The following is a 20,385-nucleotide window of genomic DNA, read 5'->3' as shown; positions in this document are numbered from 1 at the left end:
CCACCCGGCTAACCTCCTGTCTCATCACCCAGACGCAGCAGGAGTACGAGAACCATGGCGAACGCACCGGTCCAGCGCATGTCCCAGTTGATGGCAAAGACGCTGCGCGACGACCCGGCGGACGCCGAGGTCCTCAGCCACAAGCTCCTCGTCCGGGCCGGCTATGTGCGCCGCACCGCCGCCGGCATCTGGAGCTGGCTGCCGCTCGGCAAGAAGGTGCTCGCCAACGTCGAACGCGTCGTCCGCGAGGAGATGGACGCGATCGGCGCCCAGGAGGTGCTGCTCCCCGCCGTCCTGCCGCGTGAGCCCTACGAGGCGACCGGCCGCTGGGAGGAGTACGGCCCCGAACTGTTCCGCCTCCAGGACCGCAAGGGCGGCGGCTACCTCCTCGGCCCCACCCACGAGGAGATCTTCACCCTCCTGGTGAAGGACCAGGCGTCCTCCTACAAGGACCTGCCGGTGATCCTCTACCAGATCCAGAACAAGTACCGCGACGAGGCGCGCCCCCGCGCGGGCATCCTGCGCGGCCGCGAGTTCCTGATGAAGGACTCCTACTCCTTCGACCTCGACGACGAGGGGCTGTCCCAGTCGTACGCCCTGCACCGCCAGGCGTACCAGCGGATCTTCGAGCGCCTCGGCCTCGACTACCGCATCTGCGCCGCCACCGCCGGTGCGATGGGCGGCTCCAAGTCCGAGGAGTTCCTCGCCCCCGCCGAGGCGGGCGAGGACGTCTTCGCGGACTGCCCGCACTGCGACTTCGCCGCCAACACCGAGGCGGTCTCCTACGAGGTGCGGCCCGTCGACGGCTCCGCGGTCCCGGCCGCCGAGGACATCCCGACGCCCGACACCCCCACCATCGAGACCCTCGCCGCCTCGCTCGGCGTCCCGGCCTCGGCCACGCTGAAGAACCTGCTGGTCAAGGTCGGCGGCGAGATCGTCGCCGTGGGCGTTCCCGGGGACCGCGAGGTAGACATGGGCAAGGTCGAGGCGCACTTCGCCCCGGCCGCCGTCGAACTCGTCACCGCCGAGGACTTCGTCGGCCGCCCCGACCTGGTCCGCGGCTACGTCGGCCCGCAGGGCCTGGAGAAGGTCCGCTACATCGCCGACCCGCGGGTGGCACCGGGCACCGCCTGGATCACCGGCGCCAACAAGGCCGACACCCACGCCAAGAACGTGGTCGCCGGGCGCGACTTCGAGGTCGACGAGTACGTGGACGTCGTGGTGGTCGAAGAGGGCGACCCCTGCCCGAAGTGCGGCACCGGCCTCCGGCTCGACCGCGCCATCGAGATCGGCCACATCTTCCAGCTGGGCCGCAAGTACGCCGACGCCCTCAAGCTCGACGTCCTCGGACAGAACGGCAAGCCGGTCCGCGTCACCATGGGTTCCTACGGCATCGGCGTCTCCCGCGCGGTGGCGGCCCTCGCCGAGCAGACCGCCGACGACAAGGGCCTGTGCTGGCCCAAGGAGATCGCCCCGGCCGACGTCCACGTGGTCGCCGCCGGCAAGGCGCTGCAGACCGAACTCGCCCTCGAGGTCTCCCAGAAGCTCGCCGCCGCCGGGGTCCGCGTCCTGGTCGACGACCGCGCGGGTGTCTCCCCGGGCGTGAAGTTCACCGACTCCGAGCTGATCGGCGTCCCGCAGATCCTGGTCGCCGGCCGCCGCTCCGCCGAGGGCGTCGTCGAGCTGAAGGACCGCCGTACCGGCGAACGCGAGGAACTCACCGTCGACGAGGCCATCGCCCGCCTCACGGCCTGACCCACCCGGTGGCCCCGCGCGGAACCACTACCGCGCGGGGCACCCTTCCGGGACCCGTCCAGGCGGCGGGTGGGGCGGCAGGCGTGGGATCAGAGCCAGGTCGCGAACTCCAGGAGGAGTTCGGCGTCCTGGTCGCGGCCCACGCGGCGGGCGCGTACGCCGGACTCCACCGCGCGGAACAGCGTCCAGCCGCGCAGACGTTCCTGATCGACCTCCAGGGACTCCGCGAGACGCTTCACCCGGCGGCGGGTCGTCGCCGCGCCGGAGGTCTGGGCGACGAGGTCCTCCACCCGGTCGCGGACCAGCCGGGCCAGGTCGAAGGCGCACTCCCCGACCAGCGGGTCCGGACCCACCGCCAGCCACGGCATCCGCTCGCCGGAGAGCACCTTGCTCTGCCGGAACGTGCCGTGCAGCAGCCGGTGCTCGGGCGGTCCGGCCAGCAGCTCCTCGCGTACCGCCAGCGCCGCCGACACCAGTGGTCTCACCTCCGGGTCGCCCGCGGCGGACGCCCGCATGGCCTCGGCCTGCCGGCCGGTCCGCTCCGCCACCGTCTCGAAGGGATGGGCGGCATCGCCCGAGGGCGGCTCGACCCACAGCCGCCGCAGCGTCCCGGCCGCCTCCAGCAGCGCCTTCGCCTCCGGCAGCGACCGCACCGAGACATCCGGATGCAGCCGCTCCAGCAGCAGCGCGCCGTCGGCGGGCGGGGAAGGCTCCAGCAACCGGACCGCGCCCAGACCGTTCCAGTGGGCCAGCGCGGCCCGCTCGCTCTCCGGCCGGGCCCTCGCCGGAGCCAGCTTCAGCACCGCGGGGCCGCCGTCGGACGTCCGCACCAGCACCACCAGGCTGCTGCGCCCCCCGGGCACCTGCACCCGTTCCACGGTCAGCTCGCGCACCGCGACGGCCTCGCGTGCCGCCTCGGGCAGTTTCTCCAGCCATCGGGCACCGTCGGGAGCCGTCTCACCGAGCGCCCTCACCAGGCGCTGCGGCGGTTCGAAGACCATGCGCGAGTAGTTCCCTTCGTGCTGTGAGCGATGCCTGCCGCCGCTTTCGGCCCGCAGCCCCGTCATGCCGCCGGCATCGGAGCCCCCGAGGCAGGGTCGGCCCGCTCGGGGAGCCCAGGGAAGGCTACGCTCTCCCCGCTCCAGCGCACCGCCCGCACCGCGGCCTCCCGCAGCGCCTCGGCCGCCGCACGGCGCCGCTCACCACGGCTCGCGCGCACCAGGTCCGAGTACACCCCGGCCACCCGGTGCTCCAGCTCCGCCGCGAGCCGTACCGCCGCGGCCGCGTCCGGCACCGGGAACGGCAGCGCGTAGCCCGCGGCGGCCACGACCGGCTCGCCGCCCGTGTCCTTCACCTCGCGCACCAGAGCGTCCCGGCGCACGCGGTGCGCGTCGTACGCCGCGCGCGCCTCCGTACGGCGCTCCTTCGCGATCCGCCCACCGACGACCCCGTAGCCGTACACCGCCGCGTGCTCCGCAGCCAGGGCTGCCTGGAGCGCCCGCAGTCCCCGGTCCTTCGCCTCGCTCACCCGTCACCCCTTCGTCAGCAGATACACGTGCGCCGCCCCGGCCGCCGCCACCGAGGCCAGAAGCCGGGCCAGCTCGGCCGGCGCGTCCAGCAGTTCCTCCAGGCGCCGGTCGGCGATCTCCCGCTCCGCGGCGGCGAGCCCGGCGAGGGCGTCCTTCTCCGTCGCGGGCCCGGAGGCCGTCGGCGAGGCGGACCGCTGGGCCCCGGAGGGGGACGGCGACGCCTGAGACCCCGGCGACGCCTGCGGCCCCGCCGCCCCCGCCGACGCCGTGGACGTCGCCGTGCTCCCGAAGGCCTTCGCGTGCCGTACGACCTCCTCGCGCAGCGGACGCAGCCGCGGCGCGAGCCCGGCGTGCGCCGCGATCACGGCGTCGTACCGCTCGGCCAGCTCCCTGCTGTCGCCCGCCGCACGCGCGCGTACCCGCTCGGCCGGCGAGGGACGACTGCCGGCGGCGGTGTCGGGCCTCTCGGACCCGCTGGAGCAGCCCGTCACGAGCAGGGCCGTCGAGGCGACGGCGAACAGGCTCCTTCTGCGCGGTCCCGAGCGGGCGCGCGGAGCATGGGGGAACGGCACGGCAGACGTCCTCGGGGGCTCGTACGAACGTGGCGACGGAAAGAACGGAAGGAGGGCCACAGGCCCGTGATCACGGTACCCGTGCATCCGCCCGGCGATGGTCAGCGGCACCCTCCGTGAGCGGGTGGACGGCATCACCCCCCGCGACCGGATACCCTTTGACCAGACACGCGCACCGTCCCACAACAGCACACGCGGCCGAGGAGTCACCCGGATGAGCAGCACCCAGAGCGAGAGGCTTCGAGAACTTCTGGAACCGCTCGTCAGCTCGCAGGGCCTCGATCTCGAGGAGATCGCCGTGGACGCGGTCGGCCGCAAGCGTGTGCTGCGCGTCGTCGTCGACTCCGACACCGGTGCGGACCTGGACCGGATCGCCGATGTGAGCCGCGCGCTCTCGGCGAAACTCGACGAGACCGACGCGATGGGCGGCGGGGAGTACACCCTCGAGGTCGGCACCCCGGGCGCGGAGCGCCCCCTCACCGAGCACCGGCACTACGTGCGTGCCACGGGCCGCCTGGTGAGCTTCCGGCTGACCGCGGGCGACGAACTGGTCGCCAGGATCCTGCGGGTCGACGACGAGGGCATCGACCTCGAGGTGCCCGGGGTCAAGGGCCGCAAGGCCACCGCGCGCAGACTCGCCTTCGACGACATCAACAGGGCGCGCGTCCAGGTCGAGTTCAACCGCAAGGACGACAAGACCGGCACGACCGGCGCGAACGACAAGAACGACGAGACGGAAGAGGAGGCGTAACCGTGGACATCGACATGAGTGCCCTTCGGCTCTTGGTACGGGAGAAGGAGATCTCCCTCGACCTGCTGGTCGAGGCGATCGAATCGGCCCTCCTCATCGCCTACCACCGCACCGAGGGAAGCCGCCGCCACGCGCGCGTGGAACTCGCCCGGGAATCCGGACATGTGACGGTGTGGGCGAAGGAGGACCCCGAGGACCTCGAAGAGGGCCAGGAGGCCCGCGAATTCGACGACACCCCGTCCGACTTCGGCCGCATCGCGGCCACCACGGCCAAGCAGGTCATCCTGCAGCGCCTGCGCGACGCCGAGGACGACGCGACGCTCGGCGAGTACGCGGGCCGCGAGGGCGACATCGTCACCGGCGTGGTCCAGCAGGGCCGTGACCCGAAGAACGTCCTGGTCGACATCGGCAAGCTGGAGGCCATCCTGCCGGTGCAGGAGCAGGTGCCGGGCGAGACCTACCCGCACGGCATGCGGCTGCGCAGTTACGTCGTCCGGGTGGCGAAGGGCGTGCGAGGCCCGTCGGTCACCCTGTCGCGTACGCACCCCGGCCTGGTGAAGAAGCTCTTCGCCCTGGAGGTGCCGGAGATCGCCGACGGTTCGGTGGAGATCTCCGCCATCGCCCGTGAGGCCGGCCACCGTACGAAGATCGCCGTCCGCTCCACCCGGTCCGGGCTGAACGCCAAGGGCGCCTGCATCGGCCCGATGGGCGGCCGCGTGCGCAACGTCATGGGCGAGCTGAACGGCGAGAAGATCGACATCGTCGACTGGTCGGACGACCCGGCCGAGATGGTGGCGAACGCGCTGTCGCCGGCCCGCGTCTCCAAGGTCGAGGTCGTGGACCTGGCCGCCCGGTCCGCCCGGGTGACGGTGCCGGACTACCAGCTGTCGCTGGCGATCGGCAAGGAGGGGCAGAACGCCCGCCTGGCCGCCCGCCTGACCGGCTGGCGGATCGACATCCGACCGGACACGGAACAGCCCGGGGAATAGATCCGAGCCCCCGCCCGCTGAGATCACGACAGTCTTGCTGGCGGCATCTGTTCGATTCTTGCCCCAAAGGGGTGAGGTCGGTCCGGGGAGGTAGACTGAGGAGTGTCTGGCCGGACACCTATCCGCGTATGCCCCGAGCGAACCTGCGTGGGCTGCCGGGAGCGAGCGGTCAAGAAAGAGCTGCTGCGGATCGTGGCGATCGAGGACGCGTGCGTCCCGGATCCACGCGGTACGCTGCCCGGCCGGGGTGCTTATGTGCACCCCGTCCCGGTCTGTCTTGACCAGGCGGTGCGCCGGAGGGCGTTTCCGCGGGCGCTCCGCGTCCCGGGACCGCTCGACGTAAAGGCGTTGCGCCACTACGTCGAGCAGGCACAGGGTTGTGAGAGCAATCCGTAAGAAGACATGCCGTGCGGAACCCCCCGTACGGTCTGGTACCTCGCGAGTCGAAAGCAGGTCGAGATTGCGATGAGCACTCGATGAGTACGCGATGAGTACGCCCATGAACTAGCGACGGTCCGGACGCAACCCGGACCTCAAAGGAGCGAAGTGGCTAAGGTCCGGGTCTACGAACTCGCCAAGGAGTTCGGTGTGGAGAGCAAGGTCGTCATGGCCAAGCTCCAGGAACTCGGTGAATTCGTCCGTTCGGCGTCTTCAACGATCGAAGCGCCCGTAGTACGCAAGCTGACCGACGCCTTCCAGCAGGGCGGGGGCAACGGCAAGTCCGCCGCGAAGCCCGGCGCCCCCCGGAAGGCGGCCCCCAGGCCCGCCGCGCCCTCACCGGCGCAGGCGGCTCGTCCGGCTGCCCCGAAGCCGCCGGCCCCCAAGCCCGCCGCGGCCCAGCAGCCCGCGGCCCCGTCGGCGCCCTCTCCGGCCACCCCTGGTCCCCGTCCGACGCCGGGCCCGCGGCCCGCGCCGCGTCCGGCACCGGCGGCTCCGGAGTTCCAGGCCCCGCCGGCCGCGCAGGCTCCCTCCCCGGCTCCGTCCGGGCCGAAGCCCGGCGCGCGTCCCGGCGCCCCCAAGCCCGGCGGTCGCCCCGGCGGCCAGGGTCAGGGCGGCCAGGGCGGACGCCCGGCCGGTCAGGGTCAGCGCCCCGGTGGCGGCGGTCAGCGTCCGGGTGCACGCCCGGCCGGTCCGCGTCCGGGTAACAACCCCTTCACCTCCGGTGGCTCCACCGGTATGGCCCGCCCGCAGGCGCCCCGCCCGCAGGGCGCGCGTCCCGGCGGTCCCGGTGCCTCCGGCGCCGGCCCCCGTCCCCAGGCCCCCGGCGGCCAGGGTGGCGGCGGTCCGCGTCCGCAGGCTCCGGGCGGGCAGCGTCCCACCCCGGGCTCGATGCCGCGTCCGCAGGGCGGTCCCCGTCCCGGTGGCGGCCCCGGCGGCCCGCGTCCGAACCCCGGCATGATGCCGCAGCGTCCGGCTGCCGGTCCCCGTCCCGGTGGCGGCCCCGGCGGCCGTGGCCCGGCCGGCGCCGGCCGTCCCGGCGCCGGTCGTCCCGGTGGCGGCGGCGGCTTCGCCGGCCGTCCGGGCGGCGGCGGTGGCGCTGGTCGTCCCGGTGGTGGCGGCGGCTTCGCCGGTCGTCCCGGTGGTGGCGGCGGCTTCGCCGGCGGCGGTGGCCGTCCCGGCTTCGGTGGCCGTCCCGGCGGTCCCGGTGGCCGCGGTGGTACGCAGGGCGCCTTCGGCCGTCCCGGCGGTCCGGCCCGTCGTGGCCGCAAGTCGAAGCGGCAGAGGCGCCAGGAGTACGAGGCCATGCAGGCCCCGTCGGTCGGCGGCGTGATGCTGCCTCGCGGCAACGGCGAGAGCATTCGCCTGTCGCGCGGTGCGTCGCTCACCGACTTCGCGGAGAAGATCAACGCCAACCCGGCGTCGCTCGTCGCGGTCATGATGAACCTCGGCGAGATGGTCACCGCGACCCAGTCCGTCTCCGACGAGACGCTCCAGCTCCTCGCCGACGAGATGAACTACACGGTTCAGATCGTCAGCCCGGAGGAGGAGGACCGCGAGCTGCTCGAGTCCTTCGACCTGGAGTTCGGCGAGGACGAGGGCTCCGAGGAGGACCTGGTCGTCCGTCCGCCGGTGGTCACCGTCATGGGTCACGTCGACCACGGCAAGACCCGCCTGCTCGACGCCATCCGCAAGACCAACGTCGCCTCGGGCGAGGCCGGCGGCATCACCCAGCACATCGGTGCCTACCAGGTCACGACCGAGGTCAACGAAGAGGACCGCCGGATCACCTTCATCGACACCCCGGGTCACGAGGCGTTCACCGCCATGCGTGCCCGCGGTGCGAAGTCGACCGACATCGCGATCCTGGTCGTCGCGGCCAACGACGGCGTCATGCCGCAGACGGTCGAGGCGCTCAACCACGCCAAGGCGGCCGACGTCCCGATCGTCGTCGCGGTCAACAAGATCGACGTCGAGGGCGCGGACCCGACCAAGGTGCGCGGTCAGCTGACCGAGTACGGCCTGGTGGCCGAGGAGTACGGCGGCGACACCATGTTCGTCGACATCTCCGCCAAGCAGGGTCTGCACATCGACAGCCTCCTGGAGGCCGTCGTCCTCACCGCCGACGCCTCGCTCGACCTGCGGGCCAACCCGGCGCAGGACGCGCAGGGCATCTCGATCGAGTCCCGGCTCGACCGCGGCCGTGGTGCCGTGGCGACCGTCCTCGTCCAGCGAGGCACCCTGCGGGTCGGCGACACGATGGTGGTGGGCGACGCCTACGGCCGCGTGCGCGCCATGCTCGACGACAACGGCAACAACGTCGCCGAGGCAGGCCCGTCGACGCCGGTCCAGGTCCTGGGCCTGACCAACGTCCCGGGTGCGGGCGACAACTTCATCGTCGTCGACGAGGACCGTACGGCCCGTCAGATCGCCGAGAAGCGCGCCGCCCGTGAGCGCAACGCCGCGTTCGCCAAGCGCACGCGCCGCGTGTCGCTGGAGGACCTGGACAAGGTGCTCAAGGCCGGCGAGGTCCAGCAGCTGAACCTGATCATCAAGGGTGACGCGTCCGGATCGGTCGAGGCCCTCGAGTCCTCGCTGCTCCAGCTGGACGTCGGCGAAGAGGTCGACATCCGCGTCCTGCACCGCGGCGTCGGTGCGGTCACGGAGTCCGACATCGACCTGGCGATGGGCTCGGACGCCATCGTGATCGGCTTCAACGTGCGCGCCGCCGGGCGGGCACAGCAGATGGCCGAGCGCGAAGGCGTGGATGTCCGGTACTACTCGGTCATCTACCAGGCGATCGAGGAGATCGAGGCGGCCCTCAAGGGCATGCTCAAGCCGGAGTACGAAGAGGTCGAGCTCGGCACGGCGGAGATCCGCGAGGTCTTCCGCTCGTCCAAGCTGGGCAACATCGCGGGTGTTCTCATCCGCTCCGGCGAGGTCAAGCGCAACACCAAGGCGCGCCTCATCCGCGACGGCAAGGTCATCGCGGAGAACCTCAACATCGACGGTCTGCGTCGCTTCAAGGACGACGTCACCGAGATCCGCGAAGGCTTCGAGGGCGGTATCAACCTCGGAAACTTCAACGACATCAAGGTCGACGACGTCATCGCGACGTACGAGATGCGCGAGAAGCCGCGGGCGTAACACCCCACGGTGCACACCGGCCGGCGGGCCCTTGGACACATGGTTCCGCCGGCCGGTCCGTGTGTCCGGGGGCCCAGTGCCCCAACAGGCAGCGTTCGCCCCGTCGCGACGCCCGGCACGCGCCCCCAAGCTCTCGGCTTCGCTCGAGCAGGGGGCACCCCCATGACGCCGCTCCTTGACGGGCGAACGCTGCCTGCCGGGGCACTGGAGCCACGGAGCGCAATATCCGTCGATCGGACTCGCCCCTTCGTTGTACGGTTCTGATGTCCCCGCCCACCACGGACGGCGGGGACGTCGATCCCGTACCGGCGGGTGAACCGGTTGTACATGTATGTGGGGACGCTGTCCTTCGACCTCCTCCTCGGCGACGTTCGCTCGCTGAAGGAGAAGCGCTCCGTCGTCCGCCCGATCGTCGCCGAACTCCAGCGGAAGTACGCGGTGAGCGCGGCCGAGGTGGACCACATGGACCTCTATCGCAGGGCGGTCATCGGCCTGGCGGTGGTGTCCGGCGACGCGGCGCACCTGACCGACGTACTGGACCGGTGCGAACGGCTGGTCGCCGGGCGACCCGAGGTGGAGCTGCTGTCCGTCAGACGGCGCTTCCACGGCGAGGACGACTGACGGATCCAGGCTCCGGGGACCCGGAGTTCCGACCACTCAGACAGGAAAGAACGGGAGACGGACCAGTGGCCGACAACGCGCGGGCGAAAAGGCTGGCGGACCTCATCCGAGAGGTGGTGGCCCAGAAGCTGCAGCGCGGGATCAAGGACCCGCGGCTCGGCACCCACGTCACCATCACGGACACCCGGGTCACGGGTGACCTGCGGGAGGCGACCGTCTTCTACACGGTGTACGGGGACGAGGAGGAGCGCAAGGCCGCCGCGGCCGGCCTGGAGAGCGCCAAGGGCATCCTGCGCTCCGAGGTGGGCCGGGCGGCGGGCGTGAAGTTCACGCCGACCCTGGCGTTCGTCATGGACGCGCTCCCGGACACCGCGCGCAACATCGAGGACCTCCTCGACAAGGCGCGCCAGTCCGACGCCAAGGTGCGCGAGGCGTCCGCGGGCGCCACGTACGCGGGCGGGGCCGACCCGTACCGCAAGCCCGAGGACGAGACGGATGACACCGCCGAATGACCCAGAAGCACACCACGCCCGACGGCCTTGTCATCGTCGACAAGCCGTCGGGCTTCACCTCGCACGACGTGGTCGCCAAGATGCGCGGCATCGCCCGCACCCGGCGCGTCGGCCACGCCGGCACCCTCGACCCGATGGCGACGGGCGTCCTCGTCCTCGGCGTCGAGAAGGCGACCAAACTCCTCGGCCACCTCGCGCTGACCGAGAAGGAGTACCTGGGCACCGTCCGGCTCGGGCAGAACACCCTCACGGACGACGCCGAGGGCGAGATCACCTCGTCCACCGACGCCTCCGGGGTCACCCACGAGGCCGTCGACGCCGGCGTCGCCAAGCTGACCGGCGCCATCATGCAGGTGCCGTCCAAGGTCAGCGCCATCAAGATCGACGGTGTGCGCTCCTACAAACGGGCCCGGGAAGGCGAGGAGTTCGACATCCCCGCCCGGCCGGTCACCGTCTCCTCGTTCGCCGTGCACGACGTCCGGCCGGCCGTCGCCGAGGACGGCACCCCGGTGCTCGACCTGGTGGTCTCCGTCGTCTGCTCCTCCGGTACGTACATCCGTGCCCTCGCCCGTGACCTGGGCGCCGGCCTGGGCGTGGGCGGCCACCTCACGGTGCTGCGCCGCACCCGTGTCGGTCCGTACAAGCTGGACGCGGCCCGCACCCTCGAGCAGCACCAGCGGGAGCTGACCGTGCTGCCGATCGCCGAAGCCGCGGCCCTGGCCTTCCCGCGCTGGGACGTCGACGCCCGGCGCGCCCGGCTGCTCACCAACGGTGTGCGTCTGGAGATGCCCGAGGAGTACGCGGGAGCCGGTCCGGTGGCCGTCTTCGGCCCCGAGGGCCGGTTCCTCGCCCTCGTCGAGCAGCACAGGGGCAAGGCCAAGAGCCTGGCCGTCTTCACCTGACGCCGGGACGGACGGCTGACGGTGTGTTCCCGCCGTGGAGCGGCGGCACGGGGATGGACATGCCGCCGCTCCACGGTCCCCCTCGGTCCCCCCACCCCAAGGGTCTGTCCATCCGGGCCCGTTCATTCACCCGTAAGTGCGGGCGCTCGGAGTGAACCGGGGGAGTGGAAGGGGGCGCGTTCGTCGAGTGAGCTACCCCGCTGATCATTCCGGCCTTACTGTCGAGAACCTCAAGAACCTCAAGAACCTCGAGAGTCTCGAGAATCTCGAGAACACGGCAGGGCGAGAGCACGGCACGAAGGCACGGCGGGGAGGCTCGACGATGACGTCGCGCAACGGTCCGGTGGGGCGGGAGCCCGCCCGGACGGCGGGGGAGCACCCACCCGGCGACGTCCTCGTCCGCATCCACGACCTCGCCGGCCGTCCGCGCGGTCTCGGTTTCCCCGCCGACCACCGCGGCACCCTGATCACCAGCCACGAGGCCGTCGACGGCCTGCCCCGCCTCGTCCTGCACGCCCCCGGCGACCGCCACCGAGTGGTGAGCGCCGACGCTGTCACCCCGCTGCCCGAGCTCGGCCTCGCCCTCGTCCGCAGCGAGGGGCTCGGCACCGCTCCACTGCCCGTCGCCACGCGGAACCGCGTCGAGAGCGGCACCTATGTGCGGATCGCCGCCGGATGCTGGCGCGAGGCACGCGTACTGGGCACGACCACCGTGACGTACACGGCCGCAGACCGCTGCCACCCCCTCGACGACGCGCTGGAGCTCGCCATCGGCACCACCGGCCGCGACGCCCTGCGCCCCGGCGGCGGAGCGGCCGGCGGCCCGGTGCTCGACGCCGCCACCGGCGCCGTGCTCGGCGTCCTCGGCACGGCCCTCCGGTCCGGCAGCCGCGACGTCGGCTTCGCCGTGCCGCTCCGCCCCGCCCGGAGCCCGCTCGCTGAACTGCTCGCCGAGAACGCGGCGACGGTCCCGGCGTACGGCACCGACCTCAATGTCGCCGGCGTCCTGGAACTCACCGCCACCTCGGTCGGGCAGGACGGCCCGTCGGGCGCCCTCGCCCCCGGAGGCGTGGTGCCGGTGGAGCGGGCGGCCACGACCGCGGAGTTCGCCGCGTTCGAGCGCGGCCGGGCCGCGGTGCTCGGCCTCGTCGGACCGCCCGGCAGCGGCCGTACGACGGAACTCGCGGCGCTCGCCGCCCGCCGCCACCGCGCCGGACTGCCCACGCTGTGGCTGCGCGGCGCCGATCTGCGGGACGACGACCTCTCCGTCGCGAACGCGGCCCACCGCGCACTCGACCGGGCCGCCCGTATCGTGGCAGCCTCCCGCACCCCGTTCCCGGGCGGCCCCGAAGGCCTCGGCGACACCGGCCCGGGACGCCTCGCCGCACTGGCCGGCACCGCCGGCCGCCCCCTGCTGGTCCTGCTCGACGGCCCGGAGGAGATGCCGTCCGCCCTGGCCGACCGCCTCGCCCGGTGGACCGACGGGACGGCGCGCTGGCTGCGGAGGACGGGCGCGCGGCTGGTGGTGGGGTGCCGCGCGGAGTACTGGGAGAGTGCGGGCGCGCTCCTCCCCGCGGACCTGCTGCACCGGGGCGGAGACGGAGGCGGACACCGGGGCGAGCGCCAGGGCGGGCACCAGGACGGAGCCACCGCCGAAGACCTCCCCGCGTGCGTGCGCCTCGGTGACCTGACCGCCCAGGAGGCCATCCACGCGCGTGCCCGCTACGGCATCCCGGAGGGCTCCCCGGCCGACTCCCGGCACCCGCTGACCCTCCGGCTGCTCTCGGAGGTCCGGGCCGCCCTCGCCGACGCCCCGCAGGCCCCGGACGCCCGCGCCGACCGCCACGACGTCCTCTCCGCCCACCTGGATTTGATGTGCCTGCGCGTGGCCGTGCGCCTCGCCGCCGAGAGCGGACTGCGCGGCACCGCCGTACGGCGGCTGGCCGCCAGGGTCTCCGGGCAGGTGCACGAGGCCGCCCGGCGCAGTCTCGGCCCCGGACAGGGCGAGCTGGGCCGGGAGGCGTTCGAGGAGGTGTTCCCGTGGGGGCCCGCCCCGGCCCGGCTCGGCGGTGGCACCGGCTGGGCCTCCGCCGTACTCGCCGAGGGCATCCTCGTCCCGGCCGGGACCGGCTACCGCTTCGCCCACGAGGAACTCGCCGACTGGCTCCACGGCACCCACCTCGACCTGGACGCGGCCTTGCGCGTCCTGGTCCACGACCATCGCCACCACGACCACGACCACGACCACGCCACCGGCCCCGGCACCGACCGCCTCCCCGTCCCGCACCACCGGATCGGCCCCGTCGTCCAGGCCATGCTGCTGCTCGCCCGTCACCACGGCACCGGCCCGCTCGCCTCCCGGCTGGCGGACCTGGTGCACGCCCTCGACGCCGATTCCGGCTCCTGGTGGGCCGCCCGGCTGCTCACCGAGACCCTCGCACGCGTGCCCGACGCGACGCCCTACACCGAGGTGCTCCGGCTGCTGGCCGACCGGATCGTGGCCTGGCGGCAGCAGCGGCGGAGGATGCCGAGGGAGCTGGGACCGGCCTTCTGGACGGCTCTCCCGCTGCCCCTGGAGACCGGCTTCGAGCTGCTGCGCCGACTCGTCCACGCCGACGGTCCCCCGGGCGAGACCGGTTCCCGCTTCCTGGACGCCGCCGCCCGCCTGTTCACCGCCGACCCCGTCGCCGTACTCCCGCACCTCGTGCGGTGGTTCGAGGACGAGCGGCCGCTGCCCGCCACCCCGCACGCGACCGTCGCCACGGCGGCGCAGGCACTGCTGCACACCCACCGGCACCGCGCCCCGGACACTCTCACCGAGGTGCTCGCCGACAGCGCGCACCGGCGGGCCGGGCAACTGCTCACCGTGCTGGCCGAGGAGGACCCCTCGGCGATGTGCAGGGCCGTCGACCGCTGGGCGCGCGACGAGCGGCCCGCACGCCGCGCGGCAGCCGTGGCCTACGGACTGCGGGCCGCACCGCACGCCCGTGACGTGACCGACCGCACCCTGCTGCGGTACGCGGCCATCGCCCTGCTGTTGCGCACCGCCGACCGGCCCCTGCACGGCGGCGCGCTCGCCCTCCTCGTCCAGGACCCGAGCAGCAGGGACCGCCACCTCCCGCGGGCCCTGGAACACTTCGCGGCCGGTGACCCGCACCTCCCGCCTAGCGCGCTGACCGGTGCCCTCGCCTCACACCCGGAGCCCGTCCTCGAAGCATTCCGCGCGAGGCTCGCACACACGGACGCGCGCGAGACGCTGCACACCCTCGCCGACGCCACCACGCCCGCCCTGGCCCCCCGCGTCGCCGCGCTCCTGCGGACGGCGGTGGAACAGCGGCCGGACCTCGCGGGCGAGCTGGCCGCGTACGCGGGCCGCCGCCTGACCCAGGAGACGGCCGACCACGACGTACTCCTGCCGTTGCTCGCCGGCCTGCTGGAGGGCGGCCCGCAGCCGTTGCGGGCCGCCCTCGCCGGTGTCCTCGCCGAGCCTGGCACCTCCGCCTCCCGGCCCTTGCGCCGCGAACTGCTGGATCCGCTCCTCACCCGCGCACCCGACCCCGCCGTCCTGGCCGCGGTGCTGGGCGCCGCGGCCCGCTGCTCCGGCGCCACCGCGCGCGAGCTCGTCCACCGCACCGGTCTGCTCCTCGTCCGCACCCCCGACGGCGCCGCCCACTTCGACAGCGGTCTGGTCGATCTGGGGCGGCGGGTGCCGGGCTTCGCCGCCGCCCTGGCCCACTGGCTGGCGGACGCGCCCCAGGAGTGGGCCGCCGTGGTGGGCCCCGGCACCCGCCGGACGATCGAGAACCTGGCGGGTGCGGGCATCCCCGCCTGAGCCGCTGTCGGCCGTGCCGGGCGTGATGGGCCGTGCCAGTCGGTGGACCCCGTCACAGCACCCATGCCGATGCGGGGCGACGGCGGTCGGCATGGCACCCTTAGACCTGCGCAGGAGAAGTCCACGGACTCGGCTCGACAAGGTTTCGACAAGGAGCAGGCACAGTGCAGCGCTGGCGTGGCTTGGAGGACATCCCCCAGGACTGGGGGCGCAGCGTCGTCACCATCGGCTCCTACGACGGAGTCCATCGCGGACACCAGTTGATCATCCGGCATGCCGTGGACCGGGCCCGGGAACTGGGCGTCCCCGCGGTCGTCGTCACCTTCGACCCGCACCCCAGCGAGGTGGTCCGCCCCGGCAGCCACCCGCCGCTGCTCTCCCCGCACCACCGCCGCGCCGAGCTCATGGCCGAGCTGGGGGTGGACGCGGTCCTGATCCTCCCGTTCACCACGGAGTTCTCGAAGCTGTCACCGGCCGAATTCGTGGGGAAGGTCCTGGTCGACAGGCTGCACGCCAAAGCGGTCGTCGAGGGTCCCAACTTTCGCTTCGGCCACCGGGCCGCGGGCACCGTGGAATTCCTCACCGAGCAGGGCAAGGTCTACGACTTCGAGGTCGAGGTCGTCGACCTGTACGTCACCGGCGAGGCGGGCGGCGGCGAGCCGTTCTCCTCCACGCTCACCCGCCGCCTGATCACCGAGGGCGACGTCGAGGGCGCCGCCGAGATCCTGGGCCGCCCGCACCGGGTGGAGGGCGTGGTCGTCCGCGGCGCCCAGCGCGGTCGCGAGCTGGGCTTCCCCACGGCCAACGTCGAGACGCTCCCGCACACCGCGATCCCCGCCGACGGCGTCTACGCGGGCTGGCTGCACGCCCAGGGCGAGGCCATGCCGGCCGCGATCTCCGTCGGCACCAACCCGCAGTTCGACGGCACCGAGCGCACGGTCGAGGCCTACGCCATCGACCGCGTCGGCCTGGACCTCTACGGCCTCCACGTCGCCGTCGACTTCCTCGCCTTCGTCCGCGGCCAGGCCAGGTTCGACACCCTGGAGGATCTGATGGAGCAGATGGCCGTGGACGTCAGGCGCTGCACGGACCTGGTGGCCGCCGCCGGGAAGGCGTAGCCCCCGGGCGGCGCGGCTTTCGGTCAGGCCCCGCCCGCGCGGGCCCAGTGGCAGGCCACCTGGCCGCCCGCCCCGCCGCCCCCGCCGTCGAGGATCTCCAGGTCCTGGGTCCGGCACGCGTCCGCCACGCCCGCCCGGTTCGCCTCGCCGCCGAGCAGGATCTGGCAGCGCGCGTGGAACCGGCAGCCCCCGGGGACACGGGCCGGGTCCGGGGGCTCGCCCGTGAGGACCACCGGGTCGCCCGGCGCCTCCGGGAGCACCGACAACAGGGCCTGGGTGTAGGGGTGCCGGGGTGCGGTCAGCACCTGCTCCACCGCCCCGGTCTCCACGATCCGGCCGAGGTACATCACCGCGACCCGGTCGGCGATGTTCCAGGCCAGCCCCAGGTCGTGCGTGACCACCAGTGCGGACAGGCCCAGTTCGGTGCGCAGCCGGAGCAGCAGGGCCAGGATCTCGCCGCGTACGGAGGCGTCCAGCGAGGCCACCGGCTCGTCGGCGACGAGGAGTTCGGGCTCCAGGACCAGCGCACCCGCGATCACCACCCGCTGACGCTGCCCGCCGGACAGCTCGTGCGGGTACCGCAGGAAGAAGCGCTCCGGTGGCCGCAGCCCGGCCCGGGACAGGGCTCCCGCGACCGCCGCCCGCTCGTCGCCGCGGTAACCGTGGATGCGCAGCCCCTCGGCCACCGCGTCGTACACCGTGTGCCGGGGATTGAGCGAACCGCTCGGATCCTGCAGCACCAGCTGGACCCGCTTGCGGTACGCCTTGAGGAAACGGCTGGAACGGTCCAGCGGCCGCCCGTCGAAGGCGACGCGCCCCGCGGTCGGCTCGACCAGGCCCAGCAGGGCACGGGCCAGTGTCGTCTTGCCGCAACCCGACTCACCCACCAGGGCGACGATCTCACCGGGCCGGATGTCGAGATCGACGCCGTCCACCGCGCGAGCGGGCGGGGCGCCGTTCCGACCGGGGAAGACGACGCGGACGCCCTGGGCGCTCAGCAGGGGCGGCGTGCCGGTGAAGTCGGGGGAGCCGGGGACAACAGCGGGGGAGGCCGTCATGGGGTGGTACGCCTCACTTCCTCCAGGGGGCCGGGTTCCTGCGGACCGGATTCCTGCGGTTCTGGTTCGTGTCGTTCGGGCTCGTGGTCCCGTGTGCTCTCGGACGTGTCCTCCGCGACGACCCGTACACAGGCCGCCCGCCGCCGAGGCCCCGCCGACCGCAGCGCCTGGTCCTCGACCGCGCAGGACTCCAGGGCCACCGGGCAGCGCGGGTGGAAGGTGCACCCGGCCGGCAGCGCCGACGGGTCCGGCGGGTCGCCCGCCAGCCCCCGCGGAGCGAAGCGGGACACCGGGTCGCCGATACGGGGGAACGCCGCCGACAGCGCACGGGCGTAGGGATGTCGGGCGGCCTCGTAGACCTGCCCGGCCGGGCCCTCTTCCACCACCCGTCCCGCGTACATCACCGCGAGCCGGTCGCAGGTGTCGGAGAGGACCGCCAGATCATGGCTGATCATGATCAGACCCACGTCCTGGTCCGCGACCAGCTGCTCGATGAGCCGCAGGATCTGCGCCTGGATCATCACGTCGAGCGCGGTGGTCGGCTCGTCCGCGATGATCAGCCGCGGATCGCAGGCCAGCGCCATCGCGATCATGACGCGCTGGCGCTGCCCGCCGGACAGCTCGTGCGGGTAGTTTGTCGCGCGGGCGGCCGGGAGACCGACGTGCTCCAGCAGCTCACCGGCCTTCTTCCGCGCCCCGGCCGGGGTCGCCCTCCGGTGCAGCAGGATCGGCTCGGCGATCTGGTCACCGATGCGGTGGACGGGATTGAGGGAGTGCATCGCGCCCTGGAACACGATCGAGGCCCCGGCCCAGCGGACCGCCCGTACCCGGCCCCACTTCATGGCCAGGACGTCCTCGCCGTCCAGCAGGATCTCCCCACCGGTCCGCGTCCCGTCCGGCAGCAGCCGCAGCAGCGCGAGCGCGAGCGTGGACTTGCCGCAGCCCGACTCCCCGGCGATGCCCAGCTTCTGGCCGGCCTCCAGACGCAGGTCCACCCCGCGTACCGCGGCGGCCCCGCCCGCGTATGTCACCGTCAGGTCCCTGACGTTGAGCAGACTCAACGGGACACCCCCAGCCTGGGGTTGAGGACGGACTCCACGGCCCGCCCGCAGAGTGTGAACGCCAGCGCCACCACGGCGATGGCGATGCCCGGCGGCACCAGGTACCACCAGCGGCCGGCGCTGACCGCGCCCGCCTCCCGCGCGTCCTGCAGCAGCCCGCCCCACGACACCACCGTCGGATCACCGAGCCCCAGGAACGCCAGGGTCGCCTCGGCGAGGATCGCCGCGGAGATGATCAGGGTCGTCTGGGCCAGCACCAGCGGCATCACGTTGGGCAGCACATGGCGCGACATCACATGCCAGTGCCCACCGCCCAGCGCCCGCGCGCGTTCGATGTACGGCCGGGTCTCCACCGCCAGGGTCTGCGCGCGCACCAGCCGGGCCGTCGTCGGCCAGGTCGTCACCCCGATCGCCACCACGATGGTGACGAGCGAGCGGGACATCACGGTGGCCAGCGCGATCGCCAGCACCAGGGTGGGCATCACCAGGAACCAGTCGGTGACGCGCATCATCACCGTCGCGTACCAGCCCCGGAAATGCCCCGCCGTCACGCCGATCAGGGTGCCGATCGCCACCGACAGCACGGCGGCGAGCAGCCCCACCATCAGTGACACCCGCGCCCCCCAGATCACCAGACCGAGCAGGTTCCGCCCGAACTGGTCGGTGCCGAAGGGGAACTCCGTGCTCGGGCTCTCCATCGGGCTGCCCGGAGCGTCCGTCACGTTGTCCACGTCGGAGCCGACCAGCAGGGGAGCGGCCAGCGCGAGCAGTGCGAAGAGCAGGAGCGCCGCCAGGCCGAAGACGCCGGCCCGGTGGGTGCGGTACTGCCGCCAGAAGCGTGCGGCCGAGTCCCGGCGCCGTCGCCACGCGAGCGCGCGCGGACCTGTGACCGCCTGCTCCTTCCCCGCTGCGGCCGTGGCGGCCGCGAGCGTGTCCGGAAGCGTGCCCGGGAATGTTCCGGCGCCGCCCGTGGTGCTTTCCGCGGCCGGTTTCCCTGTCGTGCCGTTGTCGGTCGTCATCGGCCCACCCGGGGGTCGAGCAGCGGATAGATCAGATCGGCCAGCGTGTTCATCACGATCACCGCGGCGGCGAACACGAAGAACAGCCCCTGCACCAGCGGCAGATCGGGCACGCTCAGCGCCTGGTAGAACAGCCCGCCGAGCCCCGGCCAGGAGAACACCGTCTCCACCAGGATCACACCGGCCACCGTCCGGCCGAGGTTGATGAAGATCAGCGTCACCGTCGGCAGCAGCGCGTTGGGCACCGCGTGTCTGCGCCGTACGAGATCGTCGCGCAGCCCCTTGGCACGCGCGGTGGTCAGATAGTCGTTGCCCATCTCGTCCAGCAGCGCCGACCGGGTCACCAGCAGCGTCTGCCCGTACTCCACCGCGACCAGCGTCAGCACGGGCAGCACCAGATGGTGTGCCACGTCCAGGACCCGGGCGAAGCCCTCCTCGCCGCCCGACTCCATGCCACCGGTGGGGAACAGCCCCGGAATCGGGCCGATGCCCACCGACAGCGTGATGATCAGCAGCAGCCCGAGCCAGAAGGACGGGATGGAGTACAGCGTCAGAGCCAGCCCCGTGTGGATCCGGTCCCCGAGCCGCCCGTGCCGCCACGCCGACCGGGTGCCGAGCACGATGCCGAGCGCCGTGTAGAGGACGAAGGCGGTACCGGTGAGCAGCAGCGTGTTCGGCAACGCCTCGGTGATCTTGTCGATCACCGGTGCGTTGAACTGGTACGACGTTCCCAGGTCCCCGGTGAGCGCCTTGCCGCAGTAGTCGGTGAACTGCTGCCACAACGGCAGGTCCAGTCCGAACTCACGTCGGTAGGCGGCCAGTTGCTCGGCCGACACCTGACGTCCGCCGGTCATGAACTTCACCGGGTCGCCCGGGATCAGCCGGAAGAGGAAGAAACTGGTAACGAGGACGGCCAGGAGGGACACGGCCGCGCCGGCCACCTTGCCCGCCACGTACCGCAGGTACGCGGTGGTGGTGCGGGCGCGCGGCCCGCGGGCCGCCGGTCCGTCCTTCGCCGGACCGGCGGTCTGCGTGCCCTCGACCGGAGCGGATGTCGCGTCGGCGGTCATGAGTACCCGTC

General features: G+C 73.1%; 17 protein-coding genes. 10 read left to right on the top strand and 7 right to left on the bottom strand.

Features of this window, described 5'->3' with window-relative positions; translation table 11 throughout:
* The first annotated feature begins 54 nt into the window (after window positions 1–54).
* Window positions 55–1,755, top strand: a complete 1,701-nt coding sequence (locus DIZ27_RS06795) for a proline--tRNA ligase (RefSeq protein ID WP_109377399.1) — start codon at window positions 55–57, stop codon at window positions 1,753–1,755.
* An 89-nt stretch (window positions 1,756–1,844) separates the two neighbouring features.
* Here the strand turns inward: DIZ27_RS06795 and DIZ27_RS06790 are convergent, their stop codons facing one another.
* The 3 genes from DIZ27_RS06790 to DIZ27_RS06780 all read right to left on the bottom strand — a co-directional run bounded on the left by DIZ27_RS06790 (window position 1,845) and on the right by DIZ27_RS06780 (window position 3,856).
* On the bottom strand, window positions 1,845–2,756 hold the full coding sequence (locus tag DIZ27_RS06790; RefSeq protein WP_109377398.1) for an aminoglycoside phosphotransferase family protein: 912 nt from the start codon (window positions 2,754–2,756) through the stop codon (window positions 1,845–1,847).
* A gap of 62 nt (window positions 2,757–2,818) precedes the next feature.
* Window positions 2,819–3,283 (bottom strand): ferritin-like domain-containing protein, encoded by a 465-nt coding sequence (locus DIZ27_RS06785; protein WP_109377397.1) that lies wholly within the window; start codon window positions 3,281–3,283, stop codon window positions 2,819–2,821.
* 3 nt (window positions 3,284–3,286) lie between these two features.
* Window positions 3,287–3,856, bottom strand: coding sequence for a hypothetical protein (locus tag DIZ27_RS06780; RefSeq protein ID WP_109377396.1), 570 nt, complete (start codon window positions 3,854–3,856; stop codon window positions 3,287–3,289).
* A 214-nt stretch (window positions 3,857–4,070) separates the two neighbouring features.
* On the opposite strand from DIZ27_RS06780, the gene rimP reads away from it, so the two are divergent.
* The 9 genes from rimP (at window position 4,071) to DIZ27_RS06735 (ending at window position 16,166) form a co-directional block, all read left to right on the top strand.
* Window positions 4,071–4,607 carry a ribosome maturation factor RimP gene (gene rimP / locus DIZ27_RS06775; protein WP_109377623.1) on the top strand — a complete coding sequence of 179 codons (537 nt, stop codon included), beginning with the start codon at window positions 4,071–4,073 and terminating at the stop codon, window positions 4,605–4,607.
* 2 nt (window positions 4,608–4,609) lie between these two features.
* Window positions 4,610–5,596: a transcription termination factor NusA gene (gene nusA / locus DIZ27_RS06770; protein WP_109377395.1), complete on the top strand. Its 987-nt coding sequence runs from the start codon at window positions 4,610–4,612 to the stop codon at window positions 5,594–5,596.
* A 102-nt stretch (window positions 5,597–5,698) separates the two neighbouring features.
* On the top strand, window positions 5,699–5,992 hold the full coding sequence (locus DIZ27_RS06765) for a YlxR family protein (protein WP_109377394.1): 294 nt from the start codon (window positions 5,699–5,701) through the stop codon (window positions 5,990–5,992).
* 150 nt (window positions 5,993–6,142) lie between these two features.
* Complete coding sequence (gene infB, locus DIZ27_RS06760) at window positions 6,143–9,181, top strand: translation initiation factor IF-2 (protein WP_109377393.1); 3,039 nt, start codon at window positions 6,143–6,145, stop codon at window positions 9,179–9,181.
* A gap of 327 nt (window positions 9,182–9,508) precedes the next feature.
* Entirely contained in the window at window positions 9,509–9,802 is a 294-nt protein-coding gene (locus tag DIZ27_RS06755) for a DUF503 domain-containing protein (RefSeq protein ID WP_109377392.1), read from the top strand.
* Between the two features lie 65 nt (window positions 9,803–9,867).
* On the top strand, window positions 9,868–10,314 hold the full coding sequence (gene rbfA / locus DIZ27_RS06750; RefSeq protein ID WP_109377391.1) for a 30S ribosome-binding factor RbfA: 447 nt from the start codon (window positions 9,868–9,870) through the stop codon (window positions 10,312–10,314).
* Entirely contained in the window at window positions 10,311–11,216 is a 906-nt protein-coding gene (gene truB / locus DIZ27_RS06745; protein WP_109377390.1) for a tRNA pseudouridine(55) synthase TruB, read from the top strand. Before rbfA ends, truB begins: the two co-directional genes overlap by 4 nt.
* A gap of 322 nt (window positions 11,217–11,538) precedes the next feature.
* The gene (locus tag DIZ27_RS06740) at window positions 11,539–15,048 is read left to right on the top strand and encodes a trypsin-like peptidase domain-containing protein (protein WP_258308272.1); all 3,510 of its coding nucleotides are present in this window, start codon (window positions 11,539–11,541) and stop codon (window positions 15,046–15,048) included.
* A gap of 164 nt (window positions 15,049–15,212) precedes the next feature.
* Window positions 15,213–16,166: a bifunctional riboflavin kinase/FAD synthetase gene (locus DIZ27_RS06735; protein ID WP_109377389.1), complete on the top strand. Its 954-nt coding sequence runs from the start codon at window positions 15,213–15,215 to the stop codon at window positions 16,164–16,166.
* A gap of 23 nt (window positions 16,167–16,189) precedes the next feature.
* Here the strand turns inward: DIZ27_RS06735 and DIZ27_RS06730 are convergent, their stop codons facing one another.
* The 4 genes from DIZ27_RS06730 to DIZ27_RS06715 are packed head-to-tail and all read right to left on the bottom strand — an operon-like array spanning window position 16,190 to window position 20,374.
* Window positions 16,190–17,224, bottom strand: coding sequence for an ABC transporter ATP-binding protein (locus tag DIZ27_RS06730; protein ID WP_109377388.1), 1,035 nt, complete (start codon window positions 17,222–17,224; stop codon window positions 16,190–16,192).
* Window positions 17,221–18,285: an ABC transporter ATP-binding protein gene (locus tag DIZ27_RS06725; RefSeq protein ID WP_109377387.1), complete on the bottom strand. Its 1,065-nt coding sequence runs from the start codon at window positions 18,283–18,285 to the stop codon at window positions 17,221–17,223. Before DIZ27_RS06725 ends, DIZ27_RS06730 begins: the two co-directional genes overlap by 4 nt.
* The gene (locus DIZ27_RS06720; protein ID WP_258308271.1) at window positions 18,282–19,304 is read right to left on the bottom strand and encodes an ABC transporter permease; all 1,023 of its coding nucleotides are present in this window, start codon (window positions 19,302–19,304) and stop codon (window positions 18,282–18,284) included. Before DIZ27_RS06720 ends, DIZ27_RS06725 begins: the two co-directional genes overlap by 4 nt.
* On the bottom strand, window positions 19,301–20,374 hold the full coding sequence (locus DIZ27_RS06715) for an ABC transporter permease (RefSeq protein WP_109377386.1): 1,074 nt from the start codon (window positions 20,372–20,374) through the stop codon (window positions 19,301–19,303). Before DIZ27_RS06715 ends, DIZ27_RS06720 begins: the two co-directional genes overlap by 4 nt.
* Window positions 20,375–20,385: the final 11 nt, after the last annotated feature.

This window comes from Streptomyces sp. NWU339 (genome assembly GCF_003143855.1).
In the GTDB taxonomy this organism is placed as follows: domain Bacteria; phylum Actinomycetota; class Actinomycetes; order Streptomycetales; family Streptomycetaceae; genus Streptomyces.
This window is presented reverse-complemented; position numbering and strand designations above follow the sequence as displayed.